This is a genomic window from Streptomyces sp. DF42 (genome assembly GCF_058267695.1).
Genome location: NZ_CM177859.1, coordinates 2196366 through 2209828, shown reverse-complemented (window position 1 = coordinate 2209828; position 13463 = coordinate 2196366). Strand labels below are relative to the sequence as shown.

Here is a 13463-nt window from a genome sequence, read left to right as displayed (position 1 = left end):
CGTCAGAACCCGTGCCGCATGCCGCCGTCGACCGGCACCATGATGCCCGTCAGATAGGAAGCGGCCGGCGACAACAGGAAGGCGGCCGTCCTCCCGAACTCCTCCGGCAGCCCGTAGCGGCGCAGCGGGATACGGGACTCATGGGCCGCCCGTGTGGCCTCGGGGTCGGCGGACAGGCCGTCCAGCTCGCGCACCCGGTCCGTGTCGATACGGGCCGGCAGCAGCCCGACGACCCGGATCCCCCGCGGTCCCAGCTCGTCCGAGATCGATTTGGCGAACCCGGCCAGGCCCGGCCGCAGCCCGTTCGAGATGGTCAGTCCCGGAATCGGCTCGTGCACCGACCCGGACAGCACGAACCCGATCACACCCCCGGCCTCGAGCTCCGCGGCCGCCGCCCGCGCGAGCCGGACCGCTCCAAGGAACACCGACTCGAACGCCGACTGCCACTGCTCGTCCGTGTTGTCCGCGACGAACCCGGGTGCGGGCCCGCCCACGCTGATGAGGATGCCGTCGAAGTCGCCGAACCGCTGCCGCGCCGCCTCGACGAGCCGCGCGGCCGCGTCGGTGTCCGCGTTGTCGACGGCCACTCCGGCCGCGTTCGGTCCCAGCGCGGCCGCCGCGTCGGCGACCCGCTTCTCGTCCCGCCCTGTGATGACCACCTTCGCGCCGTCCGCGACGAGTTCGCGCGCGGCGGCGTGGCCGAGGCCGCGCGTGGCCCCGGTGACGACGTACACCCGGTCCTTCAGTCCAAGATCCATGGCTCTTATCCTGCCTCGTCGTCCCCGTACAGGGCGAGGGCGGTGTGCACCAGACCGACGTGACTGAAGGCCTGCGGGAAGTTGCCGAGCAGACGGTCGTCCACGGGGTCGTACTCCTCGGACAGCAGGCCCACGTCGTTGGCGAGCCCCAGCAGCCGTTCGAACAGGTCCCGCGCCTCCTGCTTCCGGCCCGTCCTGTGCAGTCCGACCGCGAGCCAGAACGAGCAGACCAGGAAGGTGCCCTCCTCGCCGGGCAGCCCGTCGATCGTCGTCTCGTCGGTGCTGTAGCGGCGCAGGAAGCCGCCGTGGCCCAGGTCTTCGCGGATGGCGTCGATGGTGCCGACCACGCGTGGGTCGTCGGGCGGCAGGAAGCCGACGCGCCCGATGAGAAGGAGCGCGGCGTCCAGTTCGCGCGAGCCGTAGTACTGCGTGAAGGTGTTCCGCTCGCGGTCGAAGCCCTTCTCGCACACCTCGCGGTGGACCTCGTCGCGCAGCGCGCGCCAGCCGTCGAGATCCCCCTCAAGGCGCGGATTCTCCTCCAGCGCCCTTACGGCACGGTCCGCGGCCACCCACACCATGACCTTGGAGTGGACGAAGTGACGCCGGCCGCCGCGTACCTCCCACAGCCCCTCGTCGGGCTGCCGCCACTCGGACTGCAGCCACTGCATCAGCGCGGCCTGGATCGACCACATGTGCGGTTTGGTGGACAGGCCCGAACTCCGGGACAGCGACAGCGAGTCCATGACCTCGCCGTACACGTCCAGCTGCAGCTGGTTGACGGCCCCGTTGCCGATGCGTACGGGTGTCGACCCGGCGAAGCCGGACAGCCACGGCAGCTCGAACTCGGGCAGCCGACGCTCGCCCGCCAGGCCGTACATGATCTGCAGGTCGGCCGGATCACCCGCGACCGCGCGCAGCAGCCAGTCCCGCCAGGCCTCGGCCTCCTCGTGGTAACCACAGGTCAGCAGTGCGTCCAGGGTGAACGTGGAGTCGCGCAGCCAGCAGTAGCGGTAGTCCCAGTTGCGCACCCCGCCCAGCGCCTCCGGCAGGGACGTGGTGGTGGCGGCGACGATGCCGCCGGTCGGCCGGTAGGTGAGCGCCTTGAGAGTGATCAGGGAGCGCACCACGGCGTCCCGGTGGGGACCGTGGTAGCGGCACTGGGACGCCCATGCCTGCCAGTCCGCGACGCTGGCGCGCAGCGCCTCGTACGGGTCGATCTGCGGCGGACGCTGCCGGTAGGAGGGGTGCCAGGTGAGGACGAACGCGACCTTCTCGCCCTCCTCGACGGTGAACTCCGAGTGCGTGGCGAGGCCCTCGCCCCAGGTGTGCACCGAGGGGTCGCTGCGCAGCCAGACCGAGTCCGGTCCGGCGACGGCCACGCGGTGCTCGCCGGATCTGCGCACCCACGGCACGATCGACCCGTAGTCGAAGCGCAGGCGCAGCGTGCTGCGGACGGTCACCCTGCCGCGCAGGCCCTCGATGACGCGCACGAGATCGGGGGCGCGTTCGCGCTGCGGCATCAGGTCGGTCACGCGCACCGCGCCCTCGTCCGTCTCCCACTCGGTGTCCAGGACGAGGGTGTCGGGGCGGTAGGCCCGGCGGGTGCAGGGACCGTCGGCGCCCTTGGGGGCGATGCGCCAGTGGCCGTTGTCCTCGTCGCCGAGCAGCCGGGCGAAGCAGGCCGCCGAGTCGAAGCGCGGCAGGCAGAGCCAGTCGACGGAGCCGTCCCGGCCGACCAGGGCCGCGGTCTGTTCGTCGCCGATGAGGGCGTAATCCTCGATGCGTGGGTGCACGGAGTTGCGGGTTCCCGGTGCGGCCGTGGGGCAATCAGGGGTGAGGCCGGGGGAGTGAGGGGTGGCTCACCGCGGTCGTCGAGAAGATCACGCCCGGGTGCGAAGGTGTCTGGTTGAGCACCCACAGGCCGATCAGCGTGGCCAGGGCGAAGACCACGGCGATCAGGACGGCGAGGACGAGCCGGCGCCGGCGTTCGCGGCGCAGCCACTCGCCGCGTGCCGTGCGGTAGGCGTCGGGGGCGGCCTGCACCTCGTCGGCGAGCGCGGCGAGGGCCTCGCTGAGTTCTCGCTCCGTGCGGCTGGGACCGGTGTCGTTCATCGCCGGGCCTCCATCGCCTGGGTCAGAGCGGCGATGCCGCGTGCCGTGTGGGTCTTCACCGAACCGGAGGAGATTCCCATCGCGGCGGCGATCTCGCTCTCCTTCAGCCCGAGCCAGTGTCGCAGCACGAGCGCCTCGCGCTGCCGGGCCGGGAGTTGCTGCAGCGCGTCGATCAGCACCCGCTGGTCGTCGCGGAGCAGCGCCGTGCTCTCGGCGGAGGCGACGGCCTCGTCCGGGAGAACGGGCGGATTCTCCACGTGCTTGCGGGCGACCTGGAGATGTCGTATCCGCATCCGGGTCAGATTGCACACCGTGGAGCGCAGATACGCCTCCGCCGCCTCGACGTCCCGCAACCGCCGCCACTTGCGGTAGATCTGGTAGTACGCCTCGGCCACCACGTTCTCCGGGTCGTCCGCGCCGAGCAGCACCGCCAGGCGCAGCATCGAGGAGTAGTGCAGCTCGAAGAGCCGGGCGAGCGTGGCCTCGCGCTCCAGGTCGGCCGGGTCGGCCGGCGCGGGCGCGAGGGGCTCGCCCGGCAGCTCCACATGGGGCTCCGGTGCGGGGGTCGGATGTCTGCGTCTCACGGTCGGTTCGCTCCGGTCTCCGGGCGCCGCCTGACGGTCAGGCGGGACGGCAGGTCGGTCAGGTCGGCGCCGCGCGGGACGCCGAGACGTTCGAGGACGGCGGTGGCGGCCACCGCGACGGTCAGGTTGAGGAGCAGGGCGGCGAGGCCGGCGTAGATCTCCAGCGGTCCGGAACCGAGCGGCACGATGGACGAGAACCCCTCGCGTACGACCAGGTAGGTCCCGGCCGCCATGCCCGCGCCCCACCCGGCGAGCAGTGCCCGCGGATGCAGCCGTCCGGTGAACAGGCCGATCGCCACGGCCGGGAAGATCTGCAGGATCCAGACCCCGCCGAGCAGTTGGAGGTTGATCGCGTCCTGGTCGCGCAGCCCGAACACGAAGGCCACCGCCCCCACCTTCGCGGTGAGCGAGACGGCCTTGGCGATCCGCACCTGCCGTTTGGGGGTGGCCGTCGGATGCACGTACTCGACGTACACATTGCGTACGAAGCTCGTGGCGGCCGCTATCGACATCACCGCCGCCGGGACCAGCGCCCCCACGGTGATCGCGCCGAACACCAGCCCGGCCAGCGGCCCGGGCATCAGCCGGTCCACCAGCATCGGTACGGCGGCCTCGGCGCCGCCCTTCGGTGCGCGCACGCCCGCCGCGAGGGCCGCGATGCCGAGGAAGCCGAAGAGGGCGAGCAGCCCCGTCCAGGCGGGCAGGGCCACGGACACCTTGCGCAGGGTGCGCGGCCCGTCGGCGGCGAACCCGGCCGTCAGCACGTGCGGGTACATCAGCAGGGCGAGCGCGGAGCCGAGGGCGAGGGTGGCGTAGGCGGGCTGCTGGGCGGGGGAGAGGAGCAGCGCCGGTCCGCCGAGCCGTCGCGCGGCGCCGTCGAAGACGGGCCGCGGGCCGCCGAGCCGCTCCAGGACCAGCCACGTCACCGCGGTGAGCGAGACGAAGACGGCGACCGCCTTGAGCGCGGAGATGACCGTCGGTGCCCGCAGCCCGTGGCGGTACGTGGCCACCGCGAGCCCCGCGAACAGCGCCACCATCACCAGGTCCCCGGTCGCGCCCCGCGGGTACACGCCCCCGGCCGTCAACACCGCCCGTATGCCGAGCAGTTGGAGCGCCAGATACGGCATGGTCGCGAGGATCCCGGTCAGCGCGACCACCAGGGCCAGCGACGGGGAGCCGTAGCGTCCGCGCACGAAGTCGGCGGCGGTGACATAGCCGTGCTCGCGGGCCACGGTCCACAGGCGGCTCAGCAGCACGAAGGCGATCGGGCAGACGATCACCGTGTACGGCACGGCGAAGAAGGCGGGCGCGCCGTTGCCGTACGCGAGTCCCGGTACGGCGGTGAAGGTGTACGCGGTGAAGATCGTGCCGCCGAGCAGGAACCAGGTCCACACCGGTCCCAGACTGCGGTCGGCCAGCGCCCAGCCCTCCAGTGAGGGCAGCCGGTCGCTCGGGTGCAGACGGCGTGCGGTGACGGCGAGCAGCGACGCTCCGCCGATCACGGCGAGGAACGTCGCGGTCATGGCGCCATCGGCCATGGGTCACCGTCCTTGGTGTGTGCCCTCGCGGGAGAGTTGCGCGGGCGACCGGAACGGATGACACGGAACCGGCGGGAAATTTCCCGGAAATTCGCTGTCAACCGGTCTCGGGGGGTGGGCAACTCTTGCACAGACCGACAGCGAGCGGGAGAGGAGCGCAGGTCATGGCACGGACCGGTCATCACCGGCTGCGACGCGTCGCGATCGCCGTACTGCTCCTCGCGCCCGCGGCAGGCCTGCTGTGGGTCCCCTGGTACGCCGGCGCGGAGCCGCGGCTGGCGGGGACGCCGTTCTTCTACTGGTACCAGCTCGCCTGGGTGCCGGGGTGCGGCCTCTGCCTGCTCGCCGCGTACGCGCTGACGGACCGACATCGCCGCAGCTGATCCCAGCGCACTTCCCATCACACCGTCGAGGTGAGGAACCGCCATGCCCGCATCCGCCCTTCAGGCGCCCGAAAAGCGTGAAAAGTCGCGCATATCACCGCGGTCGGTCCTGCTGTGGGCCACCGTCTCCCTGCTCAGCGCGGTCGCCTGGGGCGTCCTCGCCCTGGCCCGGGGCGAGAAGATCTCCGCGGTCTGGCTGGTGGTCGCCGCCCTCGGCTCGTACGCCATCGCCTACCGCTTCTACTCCCGCTTCATCGTCCGCCGCGTACTGAAGCCGGACGACCGCCGGGCCACCCCCGCCGAACGCCTGGAGGACGGCGTCGACTTCCACCCCACCGACCGCCGGGTGCTGCTCGGCCACCACTTCGCCGCGATCGCCGGCGCCGGACCGCTGGTGGGTCCCGTCCTCGCCGCCCAGATGGGATATCTGCCGGGCACGCTCTGGATCGTGGCCGGGGTGATCTTCGCCGGGGCGGTTCAGGACATGGTGGTGCTGTTCCTGTCGATGCGGCGGGACGGCAAGTCGCTCGGGCAGATGGCGCGTGACGAGATCGGCCGGGCGGGCGGGGCGGCGGCGTTGATCGCGGTCTTCGCGATCATGATCATCCTGCTGGGTGTGCTGGCCCTGGTCGTCGTCAACGCCCTCGCGCACTCCCCGTGGGGCACCTTCTCCGTCGCCATGACCATCCCCATCGCCCTGTTCATGGGCTTCTGGCTGCACCGGATCCGCCCGGGCCGGGTCGTCGAGACCAGCTTCATCGGCGTGGCGCTGCTCCTGCTGGCGATCATCGGCGGCAGCTGGATCCAGGACTCCTCACTGGCCTCCGCCTTCACCCTCGGCCCGACGACCCTCGTCTTCTGCCTGATCGGCTACGGCTTCGTCGCCTCCGTGCTCCCGGTGTGGATGCTCCTGGCTCCGCGCGACTACCTCTCGACCTTCATGAAGATCGGCACCATCGCGCTGCTCGCGGTCGGCGTGGTCGTGGCCGCTCCGGTCCTGCACGCGGACGCGGTCAGCAAGTTCGCGAGCTCGGGCGCGGGCCCGGTCTTCGCCGGCTCCCTCTTCCCCTTCCTGTTCATCACCATCGCGTGCGGCGCCCTGTCCGGCTTCCACGCCCTGGTCTCCTCGGGCACGACCCCGAAGCTGATCCAGAAGGAGTCGCAGGTCCGGATGATCGGCTACGGCGCCATGCTGATGGAGTCGTTCGTCGCGATCATGGCGCTGATCGCCGCGGCTGCTCTGGAGCCGGGCCTGTACTACGCGATGAACGCACCCGCCGGACTCCTCGGTACGACGGCGGAGTCGGCGTCCCACGCGGTGGCGGGCCTCGGCTTCACCATCACGCCCGACCAGCTCACCCACGTGGCCGGCGCGGTGGAGGAGCAGACCCTGATCGCCCGCTCCGGCGGCGCCCCGACCCTCGCGGTCGGCATGTCGGAGATCTTCTCCGGCATCTTCGGCGGCACCGCGATGAAGGCCTTCTGGTACCACTTCGCGATCATGTTCGAGGCACTGTTCATCCTGACCACCGTCGACGCGGGCACCCGGGTCGGGCGCTTCATGCTCCAGGACATGCTCGGCAACGTGTGGAAGCCGATGGGCCGGGTCAACTGGAAGCCGGGCATCTGGCTGTGCAGCGGCCTGGTCGTCGCGGCCTGGGGCTACTTCCTCTACAGCGGCGCCACCGACCCACTGGGCGGAATCAACCAGCTCTTCCCGCTCTTCGGCATCGCGAACCAGCTCCTGGCCGCCGTCGCCCTCACGGTCTGCACGACGGTCCTGATCAAGTCCGGGCGGCTGCGCTGGGCCTGGGTCACCGGGATCCCGCTCGCCTGGGTCACCGCGGTCACCTTCACCGCGGGCTGGCAGAAGATCTTCTCCGACGACCCCAAGATCGGTTTCTTCGCCCAGCGCACCAAGTACGCCGACGGCATCGACGCGAAGGAGGTCCTGCCGCCCGCCAAGACGCTCGACGACATGCACACCGTGGTCACCAACTCCACCGTCGACGGTGTGCTGATCGCCCTGTTCCTGCTGCTGGTCGCGGTCGTGATCGTGAACGCGGCGGTGGTGTGCGTACGTGCGGTGCGCAGTCCCGTGGCGCTTCCGACGGCCGAGGCGCCGTACGTCGAATCCCGTATCGACCTGCCCGAGCAGACCGGCGAACCGCTGGTGGGGGCCCGGACGTGAACGCCCGGCAGTGGGTGCGGACGGTGGGCTGGTACCTGCGGGAGCTGACCGGGGAGGCCGAGTACGACCGGTACTGCGAGCGCCACCGGCGCCACCACCCGCTCGCACCGGTCCCGACCCGCCGCGAGTACCAGGTGCTGCGCACGCTGCACCGGGAGAGCCATCCGCAGGGCCGCTGCTGCTGACCCGGCCCGACCCGCCGGACAGATCCCCGGGGCGGGCGCCCGACCGGCGCGCCCGCCCCTCGGGCAAGCGACCCAGGAGTCAGGGAAACAGGACCGATGTTCAGACGCCGCCCAGCCCTGCTGATCCGCCCCGAACTCGACGACGACGCGCTGCGTTCGACCCTGGACGAACTCCGCCCCGGCCGGCAGCTCCACGGTCTCGGCGCGGGGCGCACACGTCCGGTCTGGGAGCCGGTCGCCGACCTGCTGGGGGACACGGGGCGGGACTGGGACCGCCGGGTGCACCGGGTCTCCGTGCTGGCGCGGAACCTGCCGCCCCTGGTCTCCGAGCGGTGGTCCGCCGACCGGCCCGGCGACGGGGACGCCCTGGTGCTGGGGGCGTGGGCGCGGTCGGTCCGGGCCGTGACCGAGGGACGGGGCGCCGCCCGGGAGGCCGAGCGGGCGTGTCTGCGGGCGGCCGAGTGCTGCCCCGAGGACCCGACTCCCTGGCTGGCGCTGCTGGAGTTGATGTACGCCTTCGCCGTCCCGGTCCGTGACGCGGTCCCGGTATGGAGCGAGGCCGTCACCCGCGCCCCCTGGCACCGGACCGCCTACCACCAGCTGCTGCGCTATCTGTCCCCGCGTGGTCACGGCACGGTCGTCGACATGCTGGACTTCGCCCGGCAGGGCGCGGCCCGCGCACCGCACGGATCACCGCTCGCCCTGCTCCCCGTCGCGGCTCGCGTGGAACTCGTCGCGCACCGGGAGCGGCAGATGTCGCTCGGGGCCGGCGGCCACTGGCACGAACCGCGGGCGGCAGACGAGGTGGCCGCGGCCCTGACCGGCTGGTTCGGCACCGCAGCCGGGCCTCATGCCGAGGTCGTCGCCGACCTCAACGTCCTCGCCTTCGCCCTGATCCGGATCCACCGCCCGGCCGAGGCCGCCGCCGTCTTCGGGCGCATCGGTCGCTACATGACACCCCATCCGTGGGACCTGCTGCCGGAGCCGGAGCGCACGTTCCTGTACTGGCGCGACCGTCTCGCAGGGTGAGGGACACGGCGCGAGAGGCACACGACGAACGGTACGGCGCGAAGCTCACACCGCGGCCGGCTCCGCTTGCTCCGCGGCCTCCTTGGCCGCCGCCTCCGCCCGGTCGCGGCGCTCCCGCCGTACCAGGACCCACCAGCCGTACGGGACACCCGCGGCGAACAGCCACCACTGGATCATGTACGCGTAGTTCAGCGGGGCGTCTTCCTTGCCCGGGTCGGAGATCTGCTCCGGGGCGCTGCCCTTCGGCTCGGGCGCCGTCTGCTGGATGTAGCCGCCGAGGACCTCGGCGTGCAGGCGCCGGGCCTGCTCCTCGCTGTTGATCAGCATGATCTGCCGGTCCGGCAGCCCCTTGAGATCCTTGATGCCGCTCGCCGCGGTCGTCTCGTCGGGCATCAGCCGGCCCTCGATGGTGACCTGGCCGCTCGGCGGCGCGGGCACCTCGGGGAACGCGGTCTGGCTCGGCCCGTTCGAGGGGATCCAGCCCCGGTTGACCAGCAGCACCTTGCCGTCCGCCAGGAGGAACGGGGTCAGCACGTGGTACCCGACCTCGTCGTCGGAGTTGGTGCGGCGGCGGACGACGACCTCGTCCTCGGTGTCGAAGCGGCCCTTCGCGGTCACGGTGCGGTACCGGTCGTGCGTGGTGACGGTGTGTCCGGCCGAGGTCAGCCGCTCCACGGGCGCCGGCTTCGCGCCCAGTGCGTCGGAGACCAGCTGGTTGCGGGCGCTGCGCTCCTCGTAGCGGTGCATCTGCCAGATGCCCAGCCTGATCATCGTGGGGATGAGGAGGAGGGCGACCAGCGTGAGGATCACCCACTGCCGGGACAACAGGAAGCGGTACACCCCACGACCGTACAACTCGGGCCGCGGGGTGCTGTCGGAGGGGTGTGTTCAGGCTCGGTCGACGATGCCCACCTTTCCCTCCTCGCGGGCGCAGTGCGCGCCGCAGAACCACTGGCCCTCGACTTCGACGCCCTGTCCGATGATCTGCACGCGACAGTGCTCGCAGATCGGTGCCATGCGGTGGATCGCGCAGGAGAAGCAGTCGAAGACGTGCACCGCGCCCTGCGCGTGCACTTCGAAGGTCATTCCGTAGTCATTGCCGCATACTTCACATCTCGCCATGCGCCACAGGGTGAGCCGTCACCGCCGCGCGGGCGAGTGAGCGCCGGGCGAGTCGTACGACAATCACCCGTCCGTACGGGTCATTCGCCCGCGGGTTCGACGTCCCGGAGCAGCTGCCCGAACGCCGCCTCGTCCACCACCGGCGTCCCGTACTGGCGGGCCTTGACCACCTTCGAGGTGCCCGAGTCCGGGTCGTTCGTGACGAGCAGGCTGGTCAGCCGGGACAGACTCGTCGCGACGTGCAGCCCGGCCTCGACCGCGCGGTCCTCCAGCAGGTCGCGCTCGACCGAGGTGTCTCCGGAGAAGGCGATCCGCATGCCCTGCGTGAGCGGTTTGCCGTCCTCGTAGCGGCCCGGGTTGGGGTAGGGGCACACGGGCCTCTTGCGGGCCGGGCGCCAACTGGTCGGCCGGTAGCTGCCGTAGCCGCCGGACTGGCGCGGCACCGGCCGGTCGCTCCACTCCGTCAGCGGCCGGCACTCCAGCAGCGGCAGCCGTACGCCGCCCGCGGCAGCGGCCCGCAGGCTCGGCCGGAACGCCTCCGCCAGCACGCGCGCGTCGTCCAGCGCGTGGTGCGCCCGCTGTTGTACGACGCCGAAGTGGGCGGCCAGCGACTCCAGCTTGTGGTTGGGCAGCGGCAGGCCCAGCTCCTTGGAGAGCGCGATGGTGCACAGCCGCTGCCGTACCGGCGCCTCCCGCTCCGCGCGCGCGTACTCCCGGGCGATCATCTGCCAGTCGAAGACCGCGTTGTGCGCGACGAGCACACGGTCCTCCAGCCGGGCCGCGAACTCCTCGGCGACGTCCCTGAAGAGGGGCGCGCCCTCGAGCACCTCGCTCGTCAGACCGTGGATCCAGACCGGGCCCGGGTCCCGCTCCGGGTTGACCATCGTGTACCAGTGGTCCTCGACCTCGCCGCGCGCGTCCAGCCGGTAGACGGCCGCGGAGATTATCCGGTCGTCCCGGGCCAGGCCGGTGGTCTCCACGTCAACGACCGCGTATCCCTGCGGATACGCGGCCGGCCACGCTGTGGGGCGGGACGCTGCGGTCGGAAGGTCTTCGAGCATGGTCCCTGAGGATACGGGCCGGCACTGACAGTCCTGTCCGTCAGGTCGCCTGTCGCGGCGGCCCGTTCGAATGTCCCGAATGCCCTTGCGTGTGGCTGTGGACCTTTTCACCGCCCGGTGCGAGCGTGCTGCCCGCCCGGCGTGTGACGGTCGACGGAAGGGCGGTACGGCGTATGGCACGCGTACGGTACGGCGCACGGACCGAGGCGGAGATCGCCGCCGCGCGCACAGCGAGCGCAAAGCTTCCCGACATCTGGTCCACCGGCGTGGTGGCCCTGTGGGAGACCGACCCGGACGCACTCGCCGCGGTCCTGCCACCGCCCCTGAAACGTCCATGTGGGTCGACAAGGAGCCGTACCACGACCGCCGTTACGACCCGGTGTGGGCTGCGGCGGCCGAGTGCGGAATACCGGTGGTGACGCACTCGGGCGCGGCGCCGCGGCACGAGTACGGCGACCACCTCGGGATCTTCGTCTCCGAGGTCACCTGGTGGCCCGCCCGGCCGCTGTGGTTCCTTCTGTGGTCCGGCGTCTTCTAGCGCCATCCGGGGCTGAAGTTCGGTGTGGCGGAGTCGGGTTGCCGGTGGCTGCCGAACCTCCTGTGGTTCATGGACCGCCTCTTCCTGGGCGCGCACGGCGGCAAGGAGCTGTCCCCGTTCCAGGAGGTGAAACGCCCGCCGCACGAGTACCTGGACCGCCAGGTGTTCATCTGCGCGACCAACACCAAGCGCCGTGAACTGGCCCGGCGTTACGAGATCGGCCTCGACAACATCCTCTGGGGCAGCGACTTCCCGCACCCCGAGGGCACCTGGCCCGACGCGCGCGCGTGGCTGCGCCGCACCTTCCGCGACATCGCGGTGACCGAGACCCGCCGCATGCTGGGCCTGGCGGCCGCGGAGGTGTTCGGCTTCGACGTCGGCGAACTGACCCCGCCGGCCCGCCGCATCGGCTCCACACCGGCCGATCTCGGCCAGCCGGACGACCAGGCGTCCGTGGCGGCGTCCTGGGCGCGTTCGCGCGAGGTGGGCCGGCACTGGCTGACCGACCACGACTTCCCGGCCCTGGGAGTGGACCGATGACCGCGGACGACCGCTACACCGTCATTTCCGCCGACTGCCACGCGGGAGCCGACCTTCTGGACTAGAAGCCGTACCTCGAACGGCGCCACCACGACGAGTTCGACGTGTGGGCGGCGACCTACGTCAAGCCGCGACGAAGGCGACCACCGCCGAGTCCAAATTCGGCGCGGGCCTGGCCGCCCGCATGGGCAAACCCCCCTCCGAGTGGTGGCACGACAACTGCTTCGTCGGCGCCGGCTTCATGCGCCCCCACGAGGTGCCCCTGCGGGACCGCATCGGCGTCGACAAGATCACGTGGGGCAGCGACCACCCGCACGACGAGGGGACGTACCCGTACTCCAGGGAGGGCCTGCGCATCGCGTACGCGGGCGTGCCGCGCGACGAGGTCGCGGCCATGAACGGCGGCAACGCGGCCCGCGTGTACGGCTTCGACCTGGACCTGCTGGACCCGATCGCGGCGAAGGTGGGGCCGGCCGTGGCGGAACCGGCCGAACCGCTGGCGAACCCGTCGGCCGACGCGACGAGCCCGGCGTTCGCGAAGGGGGCGTCGGTGCGGGTGTGGTGAGACCCGGGGTGGGATCCTCCACGGGTGACGGAACCAACGCACGACGAGGCGCACGGGGGCTCGCTGGGCACGCGGCTGAACTGGCTGCGGGCTGCCGTCCTGGGCGCGAATGACGGCATCGTGTCCACCGCGGGTCTCGTCGTCGGCGTGGCCGGCGCGACCGACGACCGCTCGGCGCTGCTCACCGCGGGGCTCGCCGGCCTGCTCGCCGGGTCGATGTCGATGGCCGCGGGCGAGTACGTGTCCGTCTCCACCCAGCGGGACTCGGAGATGGCGGCCCTCGCCCTGGAGCGGCGGGAGCTGCGCGAGCAGCCGGAGGCCGAGCTGGAGGAACTGACCCAGCTGCTCCAGGAGCGCGGGATGTCGCGCGAGGTGGCCAGGGAGGCGGCCGAGCAGCTGACGGAACGCGACGCGCTCAGGGCGCACGCGCGCGTGGAGCTCGGCATCGACCCCGACGAGCTGACCAATCCGTGGCACGCGGCGTGGGCGAGCTTCCTGGCGTTCACCGTGGGGGCACTGCTGCCGCTGCTGGCGATCGTGCTGCCGCCGTCGGACTGGCGGCTGTGGGTCACGGTCGTGTCGGTGCTGGCCGCCCTCGCCGTCACCGGCTGGTCCAGCGCACGGCTCGGCTCCGCGGCGCCCGGGCGGGCGATCCTGCGGAACGCGGTGGGCGGAGCCCTGGCGATGGGGGTCACCTACGCGGCGGGGACGCTGCTGGGGGTGGCCGGGGTCTGACCACCCCCCCCGACGGACCTCGATGCGCGGCCGCCCCCGGTCGCGACGTACGGCGAAGTGCGCTCGCCACCCCTGTGCGCAGCCACGCCACCGCACGAGAAGGATCCTCGCCATGCGCGCCA

At 71.9% G+C, this 13463-nt stretch carries 13 protein-coding genes and 3 pseudogenes; 8 read left to right on the top strand and 8 right to left on the bottom strand.

The annotated features are described in order from the left end of the window. Positions 1–2: 2 nt before the first annotated feature. The 5 genes from ACYUED_RS10065 to ACYUED_RS10045 are packed head-to-tail and all read right to left on the bottom strand — an operon-like array spanning position 3 to position 4992. A complete protein-coding gene (locus tag ACYUED_RS10065) occupies positions 3–758 on the bottom strand; it encodes an SDR family oxidoreductase (RefSeq protein ID WP_491291925.1) in 756 nt (251 codons plus the stop codon). Positions 759–763: 5 nt separating this feature from the next. After that, positions 764–2551, bottom strand: a complete 1788-nt coding sequence (locus tag ACYUED_RS10060) for a glycoside hydrolase family 15 protein (protein WP_491291924.1) — start codon at positions 2549–2551, stop codon at positions 764–766. 34 nt (positions 2552–2585) lie between these two features. Continuing rightward, positions 2586–2870, bottom strand: coding sequence for a hypothetical protein (locus tag ACYUED_RS10055; RefSeq protein ID WP_491291923.1), 285 nt, complete (start codon positions 2868–2870; stop codon positions 2586–2588). After that, on the bottom strand, positions 2867–3454 hold the full coding sequence (locus ACYUED_RS10050) for a sigma-70 family RNA polymerase sigma factor (protein ID WP_491291922.1): 588 nt from the start codon (positions 3452–3454) through the stop codon (positions 2867–2869). The genes ACYUED_RS10055 and ACYUED_RS10050 overlap by 4 nt, the downstream gene beginning before the upstream one ends. Then, positions 3451–4992 carry a sodium:solute symporter family protein gene (locus ACYUED_RS10045; RefSeq protein ID WP_491291921.1) on the bottom strand — a complete coding sequence of 514 codons (1542 nt, stop codon included), beginning with the start codon at positions 4990–4992 and terminating at the stop codon, positions 3451–3453. The genes ACYUED_RS10050 and ACYUED_RS10045 overlap by 4 nt, the downstream gene beginning before the upstream one ends. Positions 4993–5156: 164 nt before the next feature. Between ACYUED_RS10045 and ACYUED_RS10040 the strand changes: the two genes are divergently transcribed. From ACYUED_RS10040 to ACYUED_RS10025, 4 genes are all read left to right on the top strand, one after another. Beyond that, a complete protein-coding gene (locus ACYUED_RS10040) occupies positions 5157–5375 on the top strand; it encodes a DUF3311 domain-containing protein (protein WP_491291920.1) in 219 nt (72 codons plus the stop codon). 43 nt (positions 5376–5418) lie between these two features. Next, on the top strand, positions 5419–7566 hold the full coding sequence (locus ACYUED_RS10035) for a carbon starvation CstA family protein (protein ID WP_491291919.1): 2148 nt from the start codon (positions 5419–5421) through the stop codon (positions 7564–7566). Beyond that, entirely contained in the window at positions 7563–7751 is a 189-nt protein-coding gene (locus tag ACYUED_RS10030; RefSeq protein WP_491291918.1) for a YbdD/YjiX family protein, read from the top strand. Before ACYUED_RS10035 ends, ACYUED_RS10030 begins: the two co-directional genes overlap by 4 nt. A 96-nt stretch (positions 7752–7847) precedes the next feature. After that, positions 7848–8780 carry a hypothetical protein gene (locus ACYUED_RS10025; RefSeq protein ID WP_491291917.1) on the top strand — a complete coding sequence of 311 codons (933 nt, stop codon included), beginning with the start codon at positions 7848–7850 and terminating at the stop codon, positions 8778–8780. 45 nt (positions 8781–8825) lie between these two features. Here the strand turns inward: ACYUED_RS10025 and ACYUED_RS10020 are convergent, their stop codons facing one another. From ACYUED_RS10020 to ACYUED_RS10010, 3 genes are all read right to left on the bottom strand, one after another. Next, positions 8826–9620 (bottom strand): SURF1 family cytochrome oxidase biogenesis protein, encoded by a 795-nt coding sequence (locus ACYUED_RS10020; protein WP_491291916.1) that lies wholly within the window; start codon positions 9618–9620, stop codon positions 8826–8828. 48 nt (positions 9621–9668) lie between these two features. Further along, entirely contained in the window at positions 9669–9902 is a 234-nt protein-coding gene (locus ACYUED_RS10015) for a hypothetical protein (RefSeq protein ID WP_491291915.1), read from the bottom strand. An 80-nt stretch (positions 9903–9982) separates the two neighbouring features. Continuing rightward, positions 9983–10963 (bottom strand): DEDDh family exonuclease, encoded by a 981-nt coding sequence (locus ACYUED_RS10010; RefSeq protein WP_491291914.1) that lies wholly within the window; start codon positions 10961–10963, stop codon positions 9983–9985. Positions 10964–11136: 173 nt separating this feature from the next. On the opposite strand from ACYUED_RS10010, the pseudogene ACYUED_RS10005 reads away from it, so the two are divergent. The 4 genes and pseudogenes from ACYUED_RS10005 to ACYUED_RS09990 form a co-directional block, all read left to right on the top strand. After that, positions 11137–11292: pseudogene (locus ACYUED_RS10005) on the top strand (acetoacetate decarboxylase family protein); the annotation flags it as partial. Between the two features lie 2 nt (positions 11293–11294). Next, a pseudogene (locus ACYUED_RS10000) lies at positions 11295–12041 on the top strand (amidohydrolase family protein); the annotation flags it as partial. 112 nt (positions 12042–12153) lie between these two features. Further along, positions 12154–12606 (top strand): annotated as a pseudogene (locus ACYUED_RS09995) (amidohydrolase family protein); the annotation flags it as partial. Between the two features lie 24 nt (positions 12607–12630). Next, positions 12631–13341, top strand: a complete 711-nt coding sequence (locus ACYUED_RS09990) for a VIT1/CCC1 transporter family protein (protein WP_491291913.1) — start codon at positions 12631–12633, stop codon at positions 13339–13341. Positions 13342–13463: the final 122 nt, after the last annotated feature.

Bases quoted from the DNA above. Each gene is read 5' to 3' on its own strand.
- ACYUED_RS10065 (WP_491291925.1), bottom strand. From the start codon at position 758: ATGGATCTTGGACTGAAGGACCGGGTGTACGTCGTCACCGGGGCCACG.
- ACYUED_RS10055 (WP_491291923.1), bottom strand. From the start codon at position 2,870: ATGAACGACACCGGTCCCAGCCGCACGGAGCGAGAACTCAGCGAGGCC.
- ACYUED_RS10045 (WP_491291921.1), bottom strand. From the start codon at position 4,992: ATGGCCGATGGCGCCATGACCGCGACGTTCCTCGCCGTGATCGGCGGA.
- ACYUED_RS10040 (WP_491291920.1), top strand. From the start codon at position 5,157: ATGGCACGGACCGGTCATCACCGGCTGCGACGCGTCGCGATCGCCGTA.
- ACYUED_RS10035 (WP_491291919.1), top strand. From the start codon at position 5,419: ATGCCCGCATCCGCCCTTCAGGCGCCCGAAAAGCGTGAAAAGTCGCGC.
- ACYUED_RS10025 (WP_491291917.1), top strand. From the start codon at position 7,848: ATGTTCAGACGCCGCCCAGCCCTGCTGATCCGCCCCGAACTCGACGAC.
- ACYUED_RS10015 (WP_491291915.1), bottom strand. From the start codon at position 9,902: ATGGCGAGATGTGAAGTATGCGGCAATGACTACGGAATGACCTTCGAA.
- ACYUED_RS10010 (WP_491291914.1), bottom strand. From the start codon at position 10,963: ATGCTCGAAGACCTTCCGACCGCAGCGTCCCGCCCCACAGCGTGGCCG.